This is a genomic window from Mucilaginibacter terrae (genome assembly GCF_031951985.1).
In the GTDB taxonomy this organism is placed as follows: Bacteria; Bacteroidota; Bacteroidia; order Sphingobacteriales; family Sphingobacteriaceae; genus Mucilaginibacter; species Mucilaginibacter terrae_A.
In genome coordinates, this window is sequence record NZ_JAVLVU010000001.1 from 611,638 (window position 1) to 627,513 (window position 15,876).

Annotated in this window: 12 protein-coding genes; 6 read left to right on the forward strand and 6 right to left on the reverse strand. The window is 43.7% G+C overall.

Annotation, left to right across the window (positions count from 1 at the left end; translation table 11 throughout):
* Genes QE417_RS02565 through QE417_RS02575 form a run of 3 tightly spaced genes read left to right on the forward strand, consistent with a single transcriptional unit; the run spans nt 1 to nt 2,922 of the window.
* Entirely contained in the window at nt 1-2,214 is a 2,214-nt protein-coding gene (locus QE417_RS02565; protein WP_311947329.1) for a catalase, read from the forward strand.
* Nucleotide 2,215: 1 nt separating this feature from the next.
* On the forward strand, nt 2,216-2,695 hold the full coding sequence (locus tag QE417_RS02570; protein WP_311947330.1) for an ankyrin repeat domain-containing protein: 480 nt from the start codon (nt 2,216-2,218) through the stop codon (nt 2,693-2,695).
* Nucleotides 2,696-2,706: 11 nt separating this feature from the next.
* A complete protein-coding gene (locus QE417_RS02575) occupies nt 2,707-2,922 on the forward strand; it encodes a hypothetical protein (RefSeq protein WP_311947331.1) in 216 nt (71 codons plus the stop codon).
* A gap of 348 nt (nt 2,923-3,270) precedes the next feature.
* On the opposite strand, the gene QE417_RS02580 is transcribed toward QE417_RS02575, so the two are convergent.
* The 6 genes from QE417_RS02580 to QE417_RS02605 all read right to left on the reverse strand — a co-directional run bounded on the left by QE417_RS02580 (nt 3,271) and on the right by QE417_RS02605 (nt 8,424).
* On the reverse strand, nt 3,271-4,311 hold the full coding sequence (locus QE417_RS02580; protein WP_311947333.1) for an alpha/beta hydrolase family protein: 1,041 nt from the start codon (nt 4,309-4,311) through the stop codon (nt 3,271-3,273).
* An 89-nt stretch (nt 4,312-4,400) separates the two neighbouring features.
* Nucleotides 4,401-5,465: a serine hydrolase domain-containing protein gene (locus tag QE417_RS02585; protein WP_311947334.1), complete on the reverse strand. Its 1,065-nt coding sequence runs from the start codon at nt 5,463-5,465 to the stop codon at nt 4,401-4,403.
* Between the two features lie 36 nt (nt 5,466-5,501).
* Nucleotides 5,502-5,918, reverse strand: a complete 417-nt coding sequence (locus QE417_RS02590) for a hypothetical protein (protein ID WP_311947335.1) — start codon at nt 5,916-5,918, stop codon at nt 5,502-5,504.
* A 200-nt stretch (nt 5,919-6,118) separates the two neighbouring features.
* On the reverse strand, nt 6,119-6,364 hold the full coding sequence (locus QE417_RS02595) for a hypothetical protein (protein WP_311947336.1): 246 nt from the start codon (nt 6,362-6,364) through the stop codon (nt 6,119-6,121).
* A gap of 274 nt (nt 6,365-6,638) precedes the next feature.
* The gene (locus tag QE417_RS02600; protein WP_311947337.1) at nt 6,639-7,418 is read right to left on the reverse strand and encodes a LytR/AlgR family response regulator transcription factor; all 780 of its coding nucleotides are present in this window, start codon (nt 7,416-7,418) and stop codon (nt 6,639-6,641) included.
* Complete coding sequence (locus QE417_RS02605) at nt 7,411-8,424, reverse strand: sensor histidine kinase (protein ID WP_311947338.1); 1,014 nt, start codon at nt 8,422-8,424, stop codon at nt 7,411-7,413. The genes QE417_RS02600 and QE417_RS02605 overlap by 8 nt, the downstream gene beginning before the upstream one ends.
* 669 nt (nt 8,425-9,093) lie before the next feature.
* On the opposite strand from QE417_RS02605, the gene QE417_RS02610 reads away from it, so the two are divergent.
* The 3 genes from QE417_RS02610 to QE417_RS02620 are packed head-to-tail and all read left to right on the forward strand — an operon-like array spanning nt 9,094 to nt 15,757.
* Nucleotides 9,094-10,317, forward strand: coding sequence for a glycoside hydrolase family 2 TIM barrel-domain containing protein (locus QE417_RS02610; protein WP_311947339.1), 1,224 nt, complete (start codon nt 9,094-9,096; stop codon nt 10,315-10,317).
* A complete protein-coding gene (locus QE417_RS02615) occupies nt 10,314-14,054 on the forward strand; it encodes a glycosyltransferase (protein ID WP_311947340.1) in 3,741 nt (1,246 codons plus the stop codon). The genes QE417_RS02610 and QE417_RS02615 overlap by 4 nt, the downstream gene beginning before the upstream one ends.
* Entirely contained in the window at nt 14,051-15,757 is a 1,707-nt protein-coding gene (locus tag QE417_RS02620; protein ID WP_311947342.1) for a hypothetical protein, read from the forward strand. Before QE417_RS02615 ends, QE417_RS02620 begins: the two co-directional genes overlap by 4 nt.
* The last annotated feature ends 119 nt before the right edge of the window (nt 15,758-15,876 follow it).

Genomic DNA, 15,876 nt, shown 5'->3' on the forward strand with positions numbered 1-15,876 from the left:
ATGAGCAACAAGAAACCATCACCTAAAATGGGTACAGAACCGGCTATTGATAAAAAGCTGGCACCACAACCCGAAAATGATAAAACTACGCAACTGGCAGCACACACATTAGATGCCGCCGGAGAACAAATGCGTACAAACACCGGCCTGTTTATTAATGATGATCAAAATTCACTAAAAGCAGGTGACCGCGGCCCTACACTATTAGAAGATTTTATCCTTAGGGAGAAAATAACGCACTTTGATCATGAACGCATACCCGAACGGGTTGTACATGCGCGTGGTTCGGGCGCACATGGTGTATTTAAACTATATGATTCGCTTTCGCCGGTAACTAAAGCTGCGTTTTTGAACGAGGTGGAACGCGAAACACCGGTATTTGTCCGTTTTTCAACCGTAGCCGGTTCGCGTGGGTCAACAGACCTGGCACGCGACGTACGCGGCTTTGCTGTGCGTTTTTACACGCCCGAAGGCAATTTTGACCTGGTGGGCAATAACATGCCGGTATTTTTTATACAGGATGCCATTAAGTTTCCTGACCTGGTTCATGCGGTAAAACCCGAACCTGATAATGAAATACCACAGGCAGCTTCGGCACATGATACATTTTGGGATTTTATCTCGCTCACGCCAGAATCTGCCCATATGATCATGTGGGCTATGAGTGACCGTGCCATCCCCCGAAGCTACCGTATGATGGAAGGTTTTGGTGTGCATACGTTCCGTCTTATTAATGCCGAGGGCAAAGCCAGTTTTGTTAAGTTTCACTGGAAGCCGTTATTGGGCGTGCATGCTGTTGCCTGGGATGAGGCACAAAACATTTCGGGTAAAGACCCTGACTTTCACCGCCGCGACCTTTGGGATGCCATTGAAAGCGGTGCATTTCCGGAATATGAATTGGGTTTGCAAATCATTCCAGAGGAAGATGAATTTAAGTTTGAATTTGACCTGTTAGACCCAACGAAGATAGTCCCGGAAGAATTAGTGCCGGTACAGCGCGTGGGTAAACTTACCCTTAACCGTAACCCTGATAACTTTTTTGCAGAAACAGAGCAGGTTGCTTTTCACCTCGGGCACATTGTGCCGGGTATCGATTTTACGAATGATCCGCTTTTACAAGGTCGTTTATTCTCTTATACCGATACACAGTTAACCCGCCTCGGTGGGCCAAATTTCCAGGAGATTCCAATAAACCGTCCTATTGTTCCGGTACACAATAATCAACGTGACGGTTTCATGCGTCAAATCATCAATAAAGGTAAAACCAGTTACGGCCCCAATGGCATTGCTGCTAACGACCCGCAGCAGGTTAAAGAAGCCGACGGTGGTTTTGTAAGTTATCAGGAGCGTATTGAAGCACGCAAGATAAGGGCACGCAGCAAAAGCTTTTTTGACCATTTTAGCCAGGCACGCTTATTTTTCAATAGCCAGTCTGACCCGGAAAAAAATCATATTGTAGATGCTTTGACCTTTGAATTAGGTAAGGTGAAACTGGTTGAAATACGCGAACGTATGCTGGGTGTACTGGTGCAAATTGATAAAGGTTTGGCCACGCAGGTAGCTTATGGCTTAGGTTTACACTTACCGGAAACATTACCTGCTAACGGACATGTTCCGGCCGATGGCAATCCTGAAGATTTTGCTTCGATACAGGTTGAAGGTTCAATTACAGTATCGCCTGCTTTAAGTATGGCTAATACAGTGAAAGATACCATTAAGAGCCGCAAGATTGCTATACTGGCAGCTGATGGCGCTGATTCAGCTTCTATAAATCAAATTAAAGCAGCACTGGAAGCGGAAGGTGCGGTGGTAGAGGTTATTGCCCCTAAACTCGGCTTTATAACCGCTGCCGACGATACGCAGATTGAAGTAGATCAAAGTTTCCTGACCGCAGCATCAGTGTTGTTTGACTCGGTATATGTAGCCGGTGGCATGAATGCTGTAGCCACGCTGGAAGCAGAGGCCAATGCCGTACACTTCCTGAACGAGGCTTTTAAGCATTGTAAACCCATTGCGGCACACGAAGATGCAATGCAGGTGCTTGATGCTACTTATTTCAGTAAAAAGTTACCGCCTGATTTTACTGAGGATACGGTGCTTAGCGAAGGCATACTTGTGGGTAAGACAGACAAAAACTTTGCTGAACTGTTTATAAAGATGATTGCGCAGCACCGTTTTTGGGAAAGGGAGAAGCCGAGGTTGATACCCGCATAACATGGAAGAGATCACCAATCAATTGACAGGCGCCGCAAGAGTCGGCGATCTGTCAACCTTGACCTTATTACTGGATCAAGGTGCAGACATCAATTCCCGAGACAGTAAAGGTTATACGCCATTAATTATTGCTGCTTATAACCACCAGTTGGATGCTGTAAAACTTTTATTGAATGCCGGTGCTGATGTGAATGCCGCCGACTACGGAGGCAATACAGCACTGATGGGCGTTTGTTTTAAAGGCTATCCTGACATTGCAGAATTGCTGATCGAGAAAGGGGCAGATTTGAATTTGCAGCATGGAAATGGAGGTACGGCACTAATGTTTGCAGCCATGTTTGGACGTAATGACCTGGTAAAGCTATTAGTAAAAAAAGGAGCCGACCGGTATATACTGGATGTTCGTGGCCTATCGGTTTTTGACCTGGCGGCCCAGCAGGGAAATGAGGAGGGCATTGCCATATTAGAAGCTCAGTATTAAATTAATATATCATGAAAAATCTATTTAAGAGAGACAAAAACAATGGCTTGCTCATTGCCGGAATAATCGGCGGGGCAATAGCTGCCGGCATTGTAACCGTATTGCTCACTCGCCACAAAAGCGAGCTGAGATCTTTAGCCCGAGCGGCGGAGGAAAAAGCAACCGATTATCTCGAAAAAAAAACGCATCGGCTTAAAAAACAAAGAACAGATTTAAGCAAATTGTAATAAATAATTAAAGCACTTAATAAAAGTGAAAAGTTAAGAAGGTAAAGCTGGTATTCAGTGCAAATTTTTTTAATATCATCTATAATCTTGCAATTATATGATTGCGAGATTACAGATGATATCACTATTGCGAGGCACCATCATAAACACAAGCTATTGCAGAGCAACAAGTAAGATACAAGAATTTTGATGCGATTTTTGTATGTATAAAGCTTATGATTGCAACATATTTAAAACTTCTGAAAAGTGCAGCCACTCGTGAGTAAGTATCATTTTTATACTTATTTAGTTTACATCTTGCATTAGTCATACCACCGCAGATTTGTTAATTGGAGTGGGACTAAACATCTACTCACAATTTCCTATTCTCGGGTTCTCAGGGCTTGCGCAAGGAAACATGTATTTGCTTTGTGAATACAGTGGCGAAGGATTGTCCGTTACAATCAGCGAAGCCATTGATTGCCCGTTGAAACCCGGCATAGTTATCTGTGCTGGCGAACCGTTTCCAAGCGCGACTGATTTAGCTGCCTGGTTATAGTTAAAACTATAATCTATCATTGCATCCAGCAAACGGTAAACACCGTAATAGTCCAGCGCATCAAAAGCACTTCGGCTGTTAGGCAGCACGTGATCAGTGCGATAGGTATAACCTGCAACTGTTGATGGTTTAATATAGATGAAATCTTTCTCGTTGTCGGCGATATTGATGTGTTTGAAAATATCGATAGCCATACGGTGGTCGTTGTAATTATCCTCATCATATATCTGGGTAATCATCTTTACGTTTGATGGAAAACTTTGTAGTTGCTGAGGGCTGATCTGGTAGTTGTACCATGGGGCCATAGTAAACAAAAAGCGGCCGTCCTGTCCCCAGCCATTTTCTGTAAAAGCTTTATAGCTTAAGGCAATGGAAGCGCCGCCGCCAAAGGAATGCCCCATAAAGCCTACTTTTTTAGTGTCGATAAGATTGGTATAATCCGCTGCGGCTTTGGTGAAACCGGCCCACAAAGTACTGTATCGCTCATCTACGCTAACGCCAGAGGTTGGATAGGGTACAAATACTACGACATAGCCTTTTTTTGCAATAAATTCAAACAAGCCCCGGTTATACTCCTTGTTTTCACCACCATAGGGATGGGAGTAAAAGATGGTGGGGCGTGGAGAATTCAGATCTAACGGATAAAAAATCGTCACCTTGGTACCGGTGTATTGTGGATTGGCAAAACTGGTTTCTCCAACCTGATGGGTACCGTCTGCACCGTAGCCGGAGGCTGGTGGCTGGATAGGTCCCTGTAACTTAGTTAGCGGTGTGGTATCTTGATCGTTATGTTTGCCGCAGGCACTGACCAGCAAACACACCGCCATAATTTTTAAAATAATGTTTTTCATAGTTGTACTATTAGTAGTTTTAATGACCCGTAAGCTAATATTACAGGCCTATATGTTTGTATTTAGCTAATTGATACAAGCGGATACTATTACCGAAGTACTTCATTAACCAGTGTTCTCAGTTTCTTGTAGCGCTCCTGTCTTCCGTTGTTTTTAATATAAAAGGTCAATAAAAAGGCCGCATACTTTCGCTCGTTGTCTACCCAGGGGAAACTACCAAAAAGACCAGGACTACTTACGGCAGTCGTTAGTCCCGTGGTAGTGCTTTTTTCTACTATCCATTCCCCGAAACCGTAACCCAGCCCACCTGCTTCCGCGGGCGAATATGCCACGTTGACCTCCGGTGTTATCCGGTTGATCTGCATCTGTTCTGCGCTGCCTTCGCTTAGTATGCGTTTACCGCTGAAAGTACCCTTGTTCAGAATCATGATCAGGAAGTTAATATAATCCTCGGCTGTGCTTCGGCCACCGCCCGCTGGCAAGGCCACCTTGCCTTTACCAAAGTCGGTGTTCTTCATAGAGAGTGGTGTGGCGATCCGCTCGGCAAACATTGCTTCAAAACTCTTGCCGCTGATCTTTTCGATCACTGCCCCGGCAATCTGTAAGCCGGCATTGCTGTAATGAAAAACGGTTCCGGGTTTGCCTTCCATCGGCAAGACGGCGATCTGGGCGATGGCTTCGTCCATACTGCCGACGCTCTTCCAATCTTGTAAGCTTTCCTTTAAATCTGTAGCTTTAATACCCGTAGTATGCGACAGGCATTGGGCGATGGTAATATTGCCTTTATCATGCTTCGACAGGATGGACAAGTATTTACCCACCGTATCTGTCAACTTAAGTTTTCCTTCGTCAACAAAGGTCATCACCAGGGCTGCGCTATACCATTTGCTGCAACTGGCAATCATCTGCTGGGTGGTTGCTGTAAAATCTTCGGTAGTAGCCGCCTTGCCCTGCCTGCGGGCGATGATCTTGCCGACCATTTTTTGCCGCCTGGTTAATTCGTTAACCGATTTTGTGTAAACGATCTTACCGTCTTTGTAGATCATCAATACCGAACGGCCACCCATGTCAGGCGTGTTTTCTTCCAGCCAGTTGTCTACCTTACTAAAGTTGTACTGCGCTGAGGCTGTTGTGATGCAAGCGAATACGATCACGATTAGCGAAAGGAAATATTTTTTCATAAAGGTTATTTAAGGATTCTTATTTTGCATAAAGGCTTCCTTAGCCGCATTCATCTTTTCCTTAACGTCCTGCAGGTAAGCCTCGAATTGTTCTTTGGTCAATAGTTGCTTTAGTTTGCCCTCTTTTTCTTTCATCAATGCCTTCGCTTTTTTTCCTCGCGAAAACCGGTTGCCATCACCCGTTATAATGGGTTGCATTTTACGCGCGTATTCCAGGTTAAGGCTGCTGATATGCTCATACTGAGTATCTGTGAGCTTCAGCTTTTCCTTCATTAGTTTATTTTGCCATTCGGCCCTTTGCTCGGGTGTTGACTTTTTCAGGTCTTTCATATCAGGCGTCTGCGCCAGGGCACCGGTGATAGTGGAAACTAATAGCAGGACAGCAGGTATCAACGCTCTCCGGAATGAAATGATCTTGTTTTTCATAGTATAATTTATTTTTGAATGAACATACTTTGGTGGTACTATGTCCAAAAGTGTTTGCTTTTTGTTAATGTAAATTACCTGCATTTATACTTCTTTTAAAAACCCTTTTAGGGTATGGCTGTCAAACTGCCGGGTGAAATGCCGTAAACCGAATGTTGAGTATTATGCTTATATCTCCCGGGCATTACCTAAACGCCGTATCAGGGTATTACCACAATGCGCCTGCGGACAACCGGGCGTACTACGATAGGACGCACCACGGCAACACGGGCGGGTTGTACGATCACTTGTCTCACCACTGCCGGTCTCACCACTGCCGGTCTTACAGCTACGATCGGACGGGCAACTACCACTGGACGCAAGGGCATGCGTGCAACTACCCTTAATTGTGCCTCAGCTGCTGTGGCCAAAAGGGCGATAACAAAACTTAAAATCATTTTTTTCATGTTAGTCGTTTTTTTAATGAATAATGTGGGTTGGAGTGAAATGCAAGACTGAAGTTGTGCACTTACCGGTGAAGCTGACAAAACAGGGGGTGAACTGTCGGCTGGTACATCTTCCGGCTCCGGATGATCTTGGCCTGAACGAATAAGAGGGAAGAGCTCAAGCCATTTTTTGTATAATAATGCAATTTTCATTACGCTAAATTGCGGATATCCTCAGTTAGCTTATAGTATCAAATGGGTAGCACTGTCAAAATCAGCGGGAAAGTTTATCACATTATGTGTTCATCCAGCTTTTAAATTCGGAAACCCGGGCTTTACTGATCAGTATTTTCTCCGGCGGTTCCGGGCTAACTTTTATGGATAACCGGCCATTGAAATAAAAATTGACTTCCTGGATAGCCGTTCGGTTGACGATGAACTGCCTGTTCGCCCTGAAAAACATTTCCGTATCCAGCTCTTTATACAATTGCTCCATTGTCATATCGATTACATATTGCCGGTTATCGGCCACATGTGCGTACACGATCTCATTAGCGGTATAAAACCAGTATATCTTCGCGGTTTCTACAGGAACGAGCCGGTCCCGGTAGTGCACCAGGAAAGATCTTCTGTAGAGTTTGGTCAACTGCCGAAGCTGATCGGCCAGCCCCTCCAGCGGCAACTTGTCATGGGCAGGGTAAACCGCTCCGGTTAAACGCCTGTACTTTTGAATAGCTTTACCGATTTCCTGCTGGTCAAACGGTTTAAGGATATAGTCTATGCCGTTATTCTTAAACGCATCGAGAGCATGATCGTTATAAGCAGTAACAAAAATGACCGGCTGATCGATCACTGCCTTGTTGAAGATATCGAACGATAGGCCATCGGCCAGCCGGATGTCCATAAAGATCAGGTCAAACGCACCCTTATGTGCTTTGAACCAGTCCACAGCTTCCAACACCGAAGTGAGTTTTGCTTTTACCAGGATGTGCTCATCAGTATCTTCGAGCATACGAACAAGGTTACGGGCAGTTGCCGGTTCATCCTCAACAATTACAACACGTAATTCATTCATAATGCAGCGGAAGTTTTACAGTAAAAGTATTAGTAGTTCGCTCAATAACGATCTCTTTTTTGACCAGTATCCTGAAACGCTCGTTCAGGTTGGCCAGTCCGATGCCGTTGCTATCGGCATTAACTGGCTGCATGTTGTTGCTGATGACTACATATTGATCTTCCAAATAAACCTTAACCATCAATGGCTTTGCCATAGTGGCGGCATTGTGCTTAGCAGCATTTTCCAGCAATGGTTGTAAAGAAAGGTGAGGCAATTTGCGTTTCATGGATGCCTCGTTGATCATAATATCCATTGTAAAAGATTTTTCCAGTCGCATATCCAATAGGCGGGCAAATGAGCGTAGCATAGTCAGTTCTTCCTCCAAGGTAACCATGATGCCCGCAGGTTTGGCCAGCGTGTACCGAAATACCTGCGAAAGATGTTTGATGTATTGCTGCGCCAGTATCGGGTCTTCAGCCACTACACCCGAAAGACTGCTGAGCGAATTGAATAAAAAGTGCGGGTTCAGCTGTTCTTTCAGCAATTCCAGTTCTGCAGTAGTGTAGGCGTTCTTGAGCTGTTCATTTTCACGTGCCTGTTTCCTCGAGGCGCGCAGCAGGTAAATGATCTTGAGCAGAATGCCCGTTAACACTGCCGATAAGGCAAAACGGGCGGTGTACGCTGACCAGTATAAACGCCTGGGTTGCGTGTGGTCAAAAATACGTCTTTGCAGAAATCCGGCAATAAACAAAATGGTTAAGATCAACACGCCATTAACGGTAAAATAAATCGCTCTGTTGGAGGTTCGTAGTGTATCAAGCGAATTGTTACGGAGGTTCAGTTGGAATAAAATATAGCAAAACAGAAATTGCGCAACGAACCGGAACAAAAATTCCAGCGGTTCAAAATGCACGTAACGCGCCATAATGCCATCCTCCCGCAAGGCTAATAACCTGCCTGAATTAAGTAGCAAGGCAATTAGCAGGGAGCCATAAAAGCTAATTTTACTTTCGGTTTTGTCCACAATAGATAAATGTAGAAAGAAGATATGTTAAAATGATCTGATACCCGGATGAAACTGTAGAATTGGCGGTTGAAATGTCATTTTTGTATTCCTTATTTGTTCTGCGTGGGTAACACGGGTAATAAAGCAATTGGCTTCTCCAAATCGCCATGTTTCCTTATCAAAGTTACAGGAGAATTGCACGAACTAAGCTAAATCTTTTAACGTTTTACTCTAATGCCGTCGTGCAATTTGGTGACCTGATTTTAGCGAAATCTGAATAGACTTGATGATGTCATTTTTTAATAATTTATAAAAGGGCTGTCAATGAAATTTTTTTCCGGGTGCGGAGAAATCATTTTGCCCAATCCTGAAAAAGATGGATGATTAGATATTAATAATATGAACAATAAGCCTGATATATTTAATAATTGGGCCTGTTTTTTTTAATTGTATTAACCGATAATACAAAATCTTTACTATAATTCATTATTTGTAAAAAAGGTATCACAAGAATTTGTTTTTTAACAATACTTAAGTAGGCTTATTTATTTTTAAGGTTAGATAGGTTGTAACACTTTTTAACCTGATTGGTCAATTTTGAAATACTATTTGCTACACAGAATATTATTATTTGCAGTTCCACTTATTTTTACTGCTTGCACATTTAAAAAATCACCGGGCAAGCGTTTGGTTTACATCGAATGCGAAGAGGGGAGGTATCGCCTGATAAAGAATGGCCGTCCCTTCTTAGTAAAAGGGGCAGCCGGTTTAAGCCAGTTAACCACACTAAAGCAAGTTGGCGGTAACACCATTCGTACCTGGGATACCCTGGGCCTTGACGGTATTCTTAAAGACGCAGCTCAAAATGATCTTTCGGTTATTGTGGGTTTGTATATGCCCGATAACCAGCGTATGGATGAGTTTTATAATAACCGTAAGGCAGTACAAACTCAGTTCAAAGCCTATAAAAAATTGATCAGTCGTTATAAAAATCATCCTGCATTATTGTGTTGGTGCCTGGGTAACGAACTTCCGTTCCCGCTAAAGCCATCATATAATGGTTTCTACGCTACCTTTAATAGTTTAGTTGACATGATTCACACGGTTGACCCAAGCCACCCGGTTACTACCACCATGGTTAACTTTCAGCCTCAAAATATTTTCAACATCAAGCACCGTACCAACGTTGATTTTATATCCATCAACACTTTTGGTGAACTTAAAAACCTTGAACAATCTTTAGATAAATATGAATGGCTTTGGGATGGCCCATTTTTGGTTACCGAATGGGGTATTGACGGGCCATGGCTGGAGCATAAGCAAACGGCATGGCGGGCCTATATTGAAGAAACCAGTACCAAAAAGGCTGATCAGTATTTAGCTAAATATCAAAATTATATGCCCGTTGATAATGGTCGTTTTTTGGGTTCGCTGGTATTTTACTGGGGGCAAAAACAGGAAACCACTCCAACATGGTTCAGCATGTTCGATCAGCAAGGCAACCGCTCAGAAGCGATAAACGCCATGCAATATTTATGGACCGCCAAAAAAAGCGAAATTAAAACGCCTCAGCTTAATTACATGCTGCTTAATGAAAAAGGCGCACATGATAATGTATTTATAAAACCGGGCAGCACGGTTAAGGCCAGGGTTTTGCTCAATGATGCCGATTCATTAAAGTACGACTATGAATGGCAGGTGCAGCCCGAAGACTGGTATAAAATTAACAATCAAAACAACAGCAAACCGCTCAAGCCTGTTACCCCGGCACAAACAGGCTTAGGTAAAACCGGCATAACATTTACAGCACCGCTTAAAGAGGGCGCATACCGTGTTTATGTTTATGTGCGTGGCAAAAACCAAACGTTTGCCACCAGTAATACACCGTTTTACGTTTTGCCTAATCCATGAAGATACCCGAAAGCATAAAGCAACCAACACACGGACAGCGATTGGTCTTAAGGATAATGATCGTGATCGGTCTGTTCAGCGTTTTCTTTTTGCTGCAAGCCCTGTTCAGGGCCGGGGCTAAGGGCGAGCCTCACCTATACTGGACTTTAATGGCGGCATTTGCTTTTACGTGTTTTAAAGTATTGTACGAGTGGTACCACTATTGGTCTATCACGGTGCCCGATGAGGTGCCCGAAAAGCGAAAATATACGGTAGACATATTTACCACATTTTGTGCGGGCGAACCATACGAAATGATCGTTGAAACGCTTACGGCTATCCAAAATATTACCTACCCGCATGAAGCCTATTTGTGCGATGAGGCCAACGATTCTTACCTGCGCCAGGTTTGTGAGCAACTTGGCATTCATCATCTAACTCGAACCCTGAAAATAAACGCCAAGGCAGGCAATATCAACAATGCGCTCGGTCTTTCTAAAAGCGAGTTGTGTGTTGTGCTCGACCCCGACCATGTGCCCAAACCCGATTTTTTAAACCATGTGGTTAATCATTTCAATGATGAAAGTATAGGTTTTGTGCAGGTGGTTCAGGCTTACAGTAACTACCATTTGGGGTGGGTGGCCAAGGGTGCAGCCCAGCAAACCTACCAGTTTTATGGCCCCATGATGATGACCATGAATGTCTACGGAACTGTACAAGCCATCGGGGCTAACTGTACTTTCAGGCGCACGGCTCTGGAATCAATTGGTGGGCATGCCGCCGGGCTGGCCGAGGATATGCATACCGCTATGCAATTGCATGCTAAAGGTTGGCAATCTGTTTATGTGCCTGTTGTGGTTACCGAGGGTTTGGTACCTGCCACACTATCGGCTTATTATAAGCAACAATTAAAATGGTCGCGCGGGGTGTTCGAATTGCTGTTTACATCCTACATAAAACTCTTTTTTAAATTCACCTGGCGGCAAAAACTGCATTACGGCCTGTTGCCATTGTTTTATCTATCGGGCTTTGTCTTCCTCATCAACTTCATTGTTCCTATAGTTTCTTTATTTACCGGCACCTACCCGCTTCGTATCGATTTTTCAGACTTTTTATTGGTGAGTGTGCCGTTTGCCGCCTCAATGATATGCATCAGGCATTACGTGCAGCGCTGGGTAATGCAGGATAATGAACGCGGTTTTCATATGGTAGGTGGCTTTTTGCTTATCATCACCTGGTGGGTATTTATTGTAGGCTTTGTGTACACGCTCATCCGCAAAAAGGTTCCTTACATTCCAACTCCTAAAGATATTTCAGAGGAAAAGAACCTGCTGATCCTGCTTCCCAATATTGCTGTATATATATTTTCGGTAGCGGCTATTTTTTATGGTTTGTATACCGATCTAAATCCTTACAACCTGATCATGGCCGGCATGGCCATGGTAAACTGCTGGTTTATGGTTTTCAGCTGGATGTGCAGCCAGCAATTTGTATTCAGGGAGTACAGGCAAACTCGCCCTAAGCTTAACGCGGTTGTTAATCAAATTGGTGCTTTAAAAACATGGTTCTGGTTTTTAAGGCGGCGTTTATATTCCGGGGTGCGCAGTATTGCATTTATGCTGGTGGTTATTACCGCATGCGTTTGCTCATTCGAGCTTAAAAAACTACCCGTTTATGATAATGTCGGTATTCAGGCGGTAAGGCAAAAACCGGTATTTCTCACCGGTATTTTTGCACCTGATGGCACCAATGGCATAACTTCGGTAAGCAAGGTCAATCAATTGCAATCGGCAGCTAAAGTACATTTCAACCTTATATCCATGTATGTTGCTTGGGGCGATAGCAGCCGTTGTTTACCTTCCCGGCAGGCTATGGATTCTATATACAGTAACCGATCAATACCCATAATAACCTGGGAACCCTGGCAGGTTTTATTTAGTAATAAGGTTAATAAAAAAAAGGATACCAAAGTATTTGCTAACATTACCAGCGGCGGTTACGACGCTTACCTTACTAAGTTTGCATTAAGTCTTAAAGCCACCCGGCAGCCGGTTTTTTTGCGGTTTGCTCATGAGGCTGATAATCCGTTCTATCCATGGTCGGCCAGGGGAGAAAACACGCCTGCGGAATTTAAGGCTGCGTGGAAATACGTGCACCAGTACTTTGACCGGTTAGGTGTATACAACGTGTTTTGGGTTTGGAACCCATGGAAAGCGCAAAATGCACAGCGTTATTTTCCGGGCAATGATTTTGTGGACTGGGTAGGCATAACCGGACTCAATTTTGGTAGCTTTAACGATGATAAAAAATCGTACAGTTTTGCGCAGCTCTACAGCCCTTTTCACAAGCTCGGTTTAATGAAATATAAACTACCGGTAATTATAGCCGAATTTGGCTCATTGCAGCAAAATGGTAGTCAGCGCCAATGGTTAACACAAGCCCGGCGGGATATAAAAACTCAATTCAAAGAGGTGCAGGGATTGGTGCTGTTTAACACTGCCTTTGATAAGAATACACCTGATGGCTCGCCCGTTACGCTAAACTGGCAGGTAAAGGATGCAGGAGGAATAAAGCAGGCTTTTCAAAACAATACAAATTTACCGGTAACTCCCACGGCTGCCTCATTACCGGCACCTGTAGCTAACAAACCTTTGGGTGATATTAAAGGCGTTATTTATGCCAAGCGAAAGTATTGGTATAAAAACCCGTTTCCGCTTACCAAAAAAGTTATTGAAGATGATTTTAAAGGAATGGCTGATATTGGTGTAAATACCATTAAGGTGCTGGGGCCCAATCCGTATTATGACCGTTCTACATTTGAAGTGGCCGAGGAAACCAGGATGAGCATCATGTACAGTTTTTGGCTGCCAGATGCCAATGAATTTATTGCCGATAGCACGGTGTTAGATGAGCTAAAGAAAACCATTATTGCCTGTATTCATAAAAATAAAAGCAAGCATGTTATAAAATCATGGAATTTGGCCAACACGCCTTTGCAGCAGTTAAAAGCATTTTATGTTCAACCGCAACTGTTTATTAAACAGGGAAAACACATACAGTGGCTAAGTGGATTGGTAGAAGCCATTAAAAAGGAAGACCCCTCACGCCCGGTAACTATTGATGTAGCTGCCGACCGCGCACTACTGCCATTAACTATACGCCTGCATGAGCTTGTGCCTCAAATTGACGGTTTTGGTTTGCGCGTTAATAATGAAATTGATATAGCCGCGATAAGCCGCTTGCAGGTGCCATACTATTTTAGCTACATAAGGCCGCAGCAATATTTAAAAGCCATTAAGCTAAATAAAGGAGCCATAGTAGGCAAATGGCAAGACCAGCAAACCGAAACCGGTATTGATTTTGATGGACTTAACGACATGTGGGGCCGTCATAAGCCTGAATTGGTTACGCTTAGCCAGTTATGGCATGGGCGCTTTAAACCGGTAAATATGCCCCCAATTAAAATATTACGCCCTGCGGCAACAACCCATGCAGGTGCCGTATTGCCTTACCGTGCTTTGATTTACCAAGATAGTAATTGGCTACTGGCGGGGCGCAACTTTACCAGCATAAGTTTTGAATGGCGCCTGCTAAAAATTGATACCAATGGTAAAGTTATAGATATGACCACCGTAGGAAATGGCTCTACCCTTAAATTAATTATACCTGCTGAAGCTAAAAATTACCGGCTTTCACTTACTGCCGTTAAAGGCAATAACGAGGTGGTGGCTTTTTCAACACTCAATTTACCGCTATGAAATTATCAACTGGAAAGAAAATAATACTCCTAACAGGCGCTTTTATAGTACTTGTTGCGGCAGCATTATTTTACTTTAAAGGTCCGCTAAAGGCACGATATTTTAATGAGTGCGTGCCTCGGTATAATGAACCCTTTTTGGGCATATTTAACAGGAATGCATCTGATAGCACTCTATCAACCATAAAACTGAAACACATTACCCTGGTATGGCGCAATACTGCCATGTGGAATGATGATGATTTGTTAAAGGCTTCGGTTGCCGATAGCGATGTGCTGGTAACTATCGAAACATGGTCTAACGGTACATGGGGAAGCACGGGGGTAGCTAACAATGTACTTACCGAAACACTAAAGGGCGATTTTGACCCGCAGATTGAACGCCTGACACAATTAGCAAAGCAATCGGGGCACCAGGTTTTGGTTAGGTGGAACCCTGATATGGAAGTTCCGGTAGTAAATTATCCCTGGCAGTTGCAATCGCCCAAACTTTACACCGCAGCCATTAATTATGTGGCGGCTAAACTTAAAAAACTTGCAGCCAACATAAAACTGGTGTGGGGACCGTTTGGCTACCCCGGAGATAGCGAGTACTGGCCCGATGCCAGCAATGTGGACATCATAAGTATTACCATGACCAGTAATTCTGAGAAAATGTTGGCCGAAAACCCGATGGCCCATTTATCAGCATCAGATCTGCTACAAGCCAAGCTGCACCACATGCGGTTTATGAATAAACCCGTTTTGATATTAGGGGGTGACCGGATTAATGCCAGGCAATTTAACAAACGCTGGATTGCCGACTTTACCGATACGGTTAAAAAATATGGTTCGACCATTTACTCGCCCGAAAACTTTATAAAAGGTGATGCCATTAAGCCAATAAGAAAGCAATTAACCGTTGGTGTATTTGATTTCGAAAAACGACTCACCGGCATGGCCGGCATCAGCGCTGAGCATATTTTTACCGATTGGGGCGAAATACAAGCAGGTGCATTTAAACTCAAGTTCGATAGCATTATAGCTCGCCGGCATAATGCCATAGTAACTGTTGAACCCTGGAAAGATACTACCAATAAGCCCGACCCGGCAGTGCTCACTCATATAATAAGCGGACGTTATGATAATGAGATCAGAAAGGTCTTTGCTACCATATCAAATACTGGCCAAACCGTGTATCTGCGCTTTGCACACGAAATGGAAATCCCCATTCACCGTTATGCCTGGCAAAGTGCATCGCCAATTACTTACATTAATGCTTATCGCCACTTTATGAACTTTGCACAAGCTGGCAACATTAAAAAAGTATGGGGCCCTGCCGGAGACAGGGGTTCGGCCGATTGGTGGCCCGGCAATGATATGGTAGACTACATTAGCATTGCCATTTACGGCCTACCCGATAAAAACATAACCTATTATAACAGGCAGGAATCTTTTGCCACTATATTTGACCGTAAAAATTACCGAATGCGCTTTTTTAAAAAGCCCTTGTTCATTACCGAATTTGGCATTAAAGGACCCGAGAGCTATCAGCGTAAATGGTTAAATGGCGCAGCCCAAGTTATTAATAACAAGAAAGATGTTTTTGGCATTTGCTATTTTAACCTGTACGATAATCCTAAAGCCTGGGGTGATATTAAAGCACCTGATTGGAGTATATCACCGGCTACAATGGGGTATTTTCAACGGAATCTTACCCGCTGATTTGTAAGCTAATTCGATATGAATGCTAAATATTGAAGCTCTACCGGCGTTGTGTCAGTAAGCTTTGTATTTAACGCCTTATATAAAATGCGAAGAGTAGCTAAGCCGATATGTTGCGA